At 67.0% G+C, this 3,616-nt stretch carries 4 protein-coding genes; 2 read left to right on the top strand and 2 right to left on the bottom strand.

Annotated elements, in window-relative coordinates:
* Together VGP39_RS08900 and VGP39_RS08895 are read left to right on the top strand one after the other, a co-directional pair.
* Positions 1-870 (top strand): amidohydrolase family protein (locus tag VGP39_RS08900; protein WP_327567739.1); only part of this gene is annotated, 870 nt, incomplete at its 5' end.
* Positions 871-1,048: 178 nt separating this feature from the next.
* Positions 1,049-2,011, top strand: coding sequence for an alpha/beta hydrolase (locus VGP39_RS08895; protein ID WP_327567738.1), 963 nt, complete (start codon positions 1,049-1,051; stop codon positions 2,009-2,011).
* Between the two features lie 144 nt (positions 2,012-2,155).
* On the opposite strand, the gene VGP39_RS08890 is transcribed toward VGP39_RS08895, so the two are convergent.
* Positions 2,156-3,031, bottom strand: a complete 876-nt coding sequence (locus VGP39_RS08890) for an MBL fold metallo-hydrolase (RefSeq protein ID WP_327567737.1) — start codon at positions 3,029-3,031, stop codon at positions 2,156-2,158.
* Between the two features lie 189 nt (positions 3,032-3,220).
* Positions 3,221-3,616: MarR family transcriptional regulator (locus VGP39_RS08885; RefSeq protein ID WP_327567736.1), on the bottom strand; the 396-nt coding region annotated here is incomplete at its 5' end.

Here is a 3,616-nt window from a genome sequence, read left to right as displayed (position 1 = left end):
GGCGAGGTGCACATGCCGGGCCGGCCGCGCGACGTGGTCGGCGTCAAGGCGATGGCGATCTTCGCGCAGCGCGCGTTCGACAATTTTCGGCCCGGCGGCGTCAAGGTGATGGCCGGCGCGCCGGTGATCGAGCCCGGCATGGTCGAGGAAGATTTCAGGGAGATGGCGGCGGCCGGCGTGCGATGGCTCGGCGAAGTCGGCCTCGGCGGCGTCAAGGACGGTCCCACCGCGCGCAAGATGGTGGCGTGGGCGCGCAAGTACGGCATGAACAGCACCATCCACACCGGCGGGCCGTCGATCCCCGGCTCCGGACTGATCGACGCCGACGTGGTGCTGGAAGCCGACACCGACGTGGTCGGCCACATCAATGGCGGCCACACCGCGCTGCCCGACGGGCAGATCCGCTGCATCTGCGAGGGCTGCAAGCGCGGGCTGGAGCTGGTGCATAACGGCAATGAGCGCGCGGCACTCTATACTTTGCGGATCGCGCGCGAGATGGGCGACCTCTCCCGCGTCATCCTCGGCACCGATGCGCCGGCGGGTTCCGGCGTGCAGCCGCTGGGAATCCTGCGCATGGTGTCGCTGCTGTCCTCGCTCGGCGAGGTGCCCGCGGAGATCGCGTTCTGCTTTGCCACCGGCAACACCGCGCGGATGCGCGCGCTGGACTGCGGCATCGTCGAGGTCGGACGCGCGGCGGATTTCGTGATCATGGACAAGGCGCAGCATTCCGCCGGCACCAGCCTGCTTCACAGCGTACAGCTCGGCGACCTCCCGGGCATTGGCATGACTATCATCGACGGCATCGTCCGCACCCAGCGCAGCCGCAACACCCCCCCGGCGACCAGGGTGCCCGAGATCGTCGGGCATTAAAAACCGCCGTCATTCCGGGGCGCGAGTCCGGCGCAAAATTGACGCAGTCAATTTTGTCGCTGGACGCGCGAGCCCGGAATCCATAACCACCATCGTGAGTATGGATTCCGGGTTCGCGCCCAGGCCGGCAATTGCCGGCCGAAGGCGCGCCCCGGAATGACGGAGAAATGAGGCCAACATGACCACGCCGCTTGATCCCGCAATCGCCCAGATCATTCCGCTGCTGCCGCTGCGCGATCCCACTGTCATGACGCCGCAGAGCGCGCGCGATGCGTTGCGCGCGCTTGCCGCATCGCGCGCAGCGATTCCACCGCCGCCGGTCGCGAGCGCGATCGACATCGAGGTGAAGGGCGCTGCCGGGCCGCTGGCCGCGCGGGTTTACCGCGTGTCGGACCAGCAATCGCCGACCGTGGTGTTCTTCCATGGCGGCGGCTGGGTCGCCGGCGATCTCGACACCCACGACCGGCAGGCGCGGCTGCTGGCGGTCGAGACCGGCGCCGTCGTCGTCTCGGTCGACTACCGTCGTCCACCGGAAACGCGCTTTCCCGGCGCGTTCGAGGACGGTTTTGCGGCCGTGCGCGACGTGATCGCGCGCATCGTCGAATTCGGCGGAGACAGCACCCGCCTCGGCGTCGCCGGCGACAGCGCGGGCGGTAATCTCGCCGCGACGGTCGCGATCGCCTGCCGCGATGCGGGGTACGAACTCGCCGCGCAGCTATTGGTCTATCCAGTGACCGATGTCGCCGGAAGCTATGCCGACGAGAGCGAGAACGCGCGCTATCCCTCCCGCGCGGAAAATGCGGAAGGCTATTTCCTGTCGCGCGCCGCGATGCAATGGTTTTCGGGACATTATGTCGAAGATGCCAAGCACGGCACGGACTGGCGGGTATCGCCGCTGCGCGCGAAAAGCCTCGCAGGGCTGGCGCCGGCGGTGGTTTGCACGGCGTGGTTCGATCCCTTGCGCGACGAGGGCAAGGCCTATGCCGACGCGCTCGCGGCAGCGGGCGTCGCGACAAAATACCACGAGGGCCTCGGCCTGATCCACGGCTATTTCGGCCTCGGCGAAGCCTCGCAAACGGCGCGGCTCGAGGCGCAACGCGCGCGGGCGGATTTCAAGGCGCTGCTGGCGGAGCAACCGTAGCCACACACGACCCGTCATCCTGAGGAGCCGCGCGATTGCGCGGCGTCTCGAAGGATCGGCCGCAAGCGCCGGTGGCCGATCCTTCGAGGCTCGCCGCTGCGCGGCGAGCACCTCAGGATGACGGTGGAGCCTGCGGATACACGATCAATCCCGCTTGAACCGGTAATTGAACCGCTCGCCATCCGCCGTGACCCGACCCGCGGTCGGGGTCGGGAAATGGATCGGCAGGATCAGCGTGTCAGTCTCGGCAACCGAGGACAGAAACTTCCGCCGCGACGCCGCGGCCTGTTTGCCATCCCAATCGACCCGGGGCGACCAGTCCGGCTCGCGGCACTGGATGATATGGTGCATCATGTCGCCGGTCACCACCGCGCGCTGCCCGCGCGAGAAAATGTTGACGCAGCAGTGGCAGGGCGAATGCCCCGGCGTCGGCGTCAGCGTGATGGTGTCGTCGAGCGCGTAGTCGTCGTCCACCAGCAGCGCCTGTCCCGCTTCCACGATCGGCAGGCAGTTGTCGCGAAACACCTTGCCGGGCGGATCGGCGCCGCGCGCGTACTCCGCTTCCCAGACCGCGTATTCCTTTTTGTGAAACACGTATTTCGCATTCGGGAATGTCGGCACCCAGCGGCCGTCGCGTAAGATGGTGTTCCAGCCGGTGTGGTCGATGTGAAGATGGGTGCAGAACACGTAGTCGACCTGCTCGTAGCCGATGCCGAGTGCCAGGAATTCGTTGCGCCAGCGCTCCTTGCCGGGGAAATCGAACGGCGGCGGATGACCCTTGTCCTCGCCGGTGCAGGTGTCCACCAGGATCGTGTGGTGCGGCGTTCGCACCACGAAGGTCTGGTAGGTGATGACCATCAATCCGAGGCTTAAGTCGAACACCTCCGGCTCCATCGACGGCAGATGATGCCTGAACACCGCCTCGTCATAGGCCGGGAAGAAATCCTGCGGCCGCCGCCACGGTCCCTCGCGCTCGATCACCGCGTCGATGGTGATATCGCCGATTCGGAGCTGTTTCATTTTATCTCTCTCTTTTTCTTTCCCCGGACGCAGCGCAGCACGTAGCTCTTGCGTAGTGGTGCGCTGCAGAGCCGGGGCCGCGGTTGCTGCTCGAAGAAACCGGGATCCCGGTTCTGCGAAGCAGCGCTTCGCGAAGAGCTACGCGCTGCATCGCGCCCGGGACACGAGCCGAGGCGCCGGAATGACGAATCACCGCAACTTGCTCAGCAGTCCCAACAGCGTTTCGCGCTCCTTGGCGTCGAGCGGCGCCAGCGTTTCCCGCGTAATCGCCAGCGCGTTCGGCGCGGCCTTCTCGGCCAGTTGCTGCCCGGCGCGGGTCAGGCTCACCAAAAGGCGGCGGCCGTCTTCGGGATCGGGGCTGGTTTCGGTGAGACCCCGCGCGGTGAGGCGGTCGATTACGCCCTTGATGGTGGCGACGTCCATCGCGGTCAGCCGGCCGAGCTGGTTCTGCGAGCACGGCCCGGTCTCGGTGAGCTTTGCCAGCGCCGCCCATTGCGTCGGCGTCAGGTTGATGCCGATTTCGCGGGCGAAGATGGTGGCGTGGCGCTGCCAGACCTGGCGCAGGATGAAGCCGATCTGCTCCTC

Source organism: Bradyrhizobium sp. (assembly GCF_036009065.1).
Taxonomy (GTDB): Bacteria; Pseudomonadota; Alphaproteobacteria; order Rhizobiales; family Xanthobacteraceae; genus Bradyrhizobium.
Note: the sequence above shows the minus strand (reverse complement) of the source record. Positions and strands in the feature narration are given on the sequence as shown.

What these genes read in the sequence shown, in the direction of transcription:
- VGP39_RS08895 (WP_327567738.1), top strand. Translation starts at nt 1,049, where the DNA reads ATGACCACGCCGCTTGATCCCGCAATCGCCCAGATCATTCCGCTGCTG.
- VGP39_RS08890 (WP_327567737.1), bottom strand. Translation starts at nt 3,031, where the DNA reads ATGAAACAGCTCCGAATCGGCGATATCACCATCGACGCGGTGATCGAG.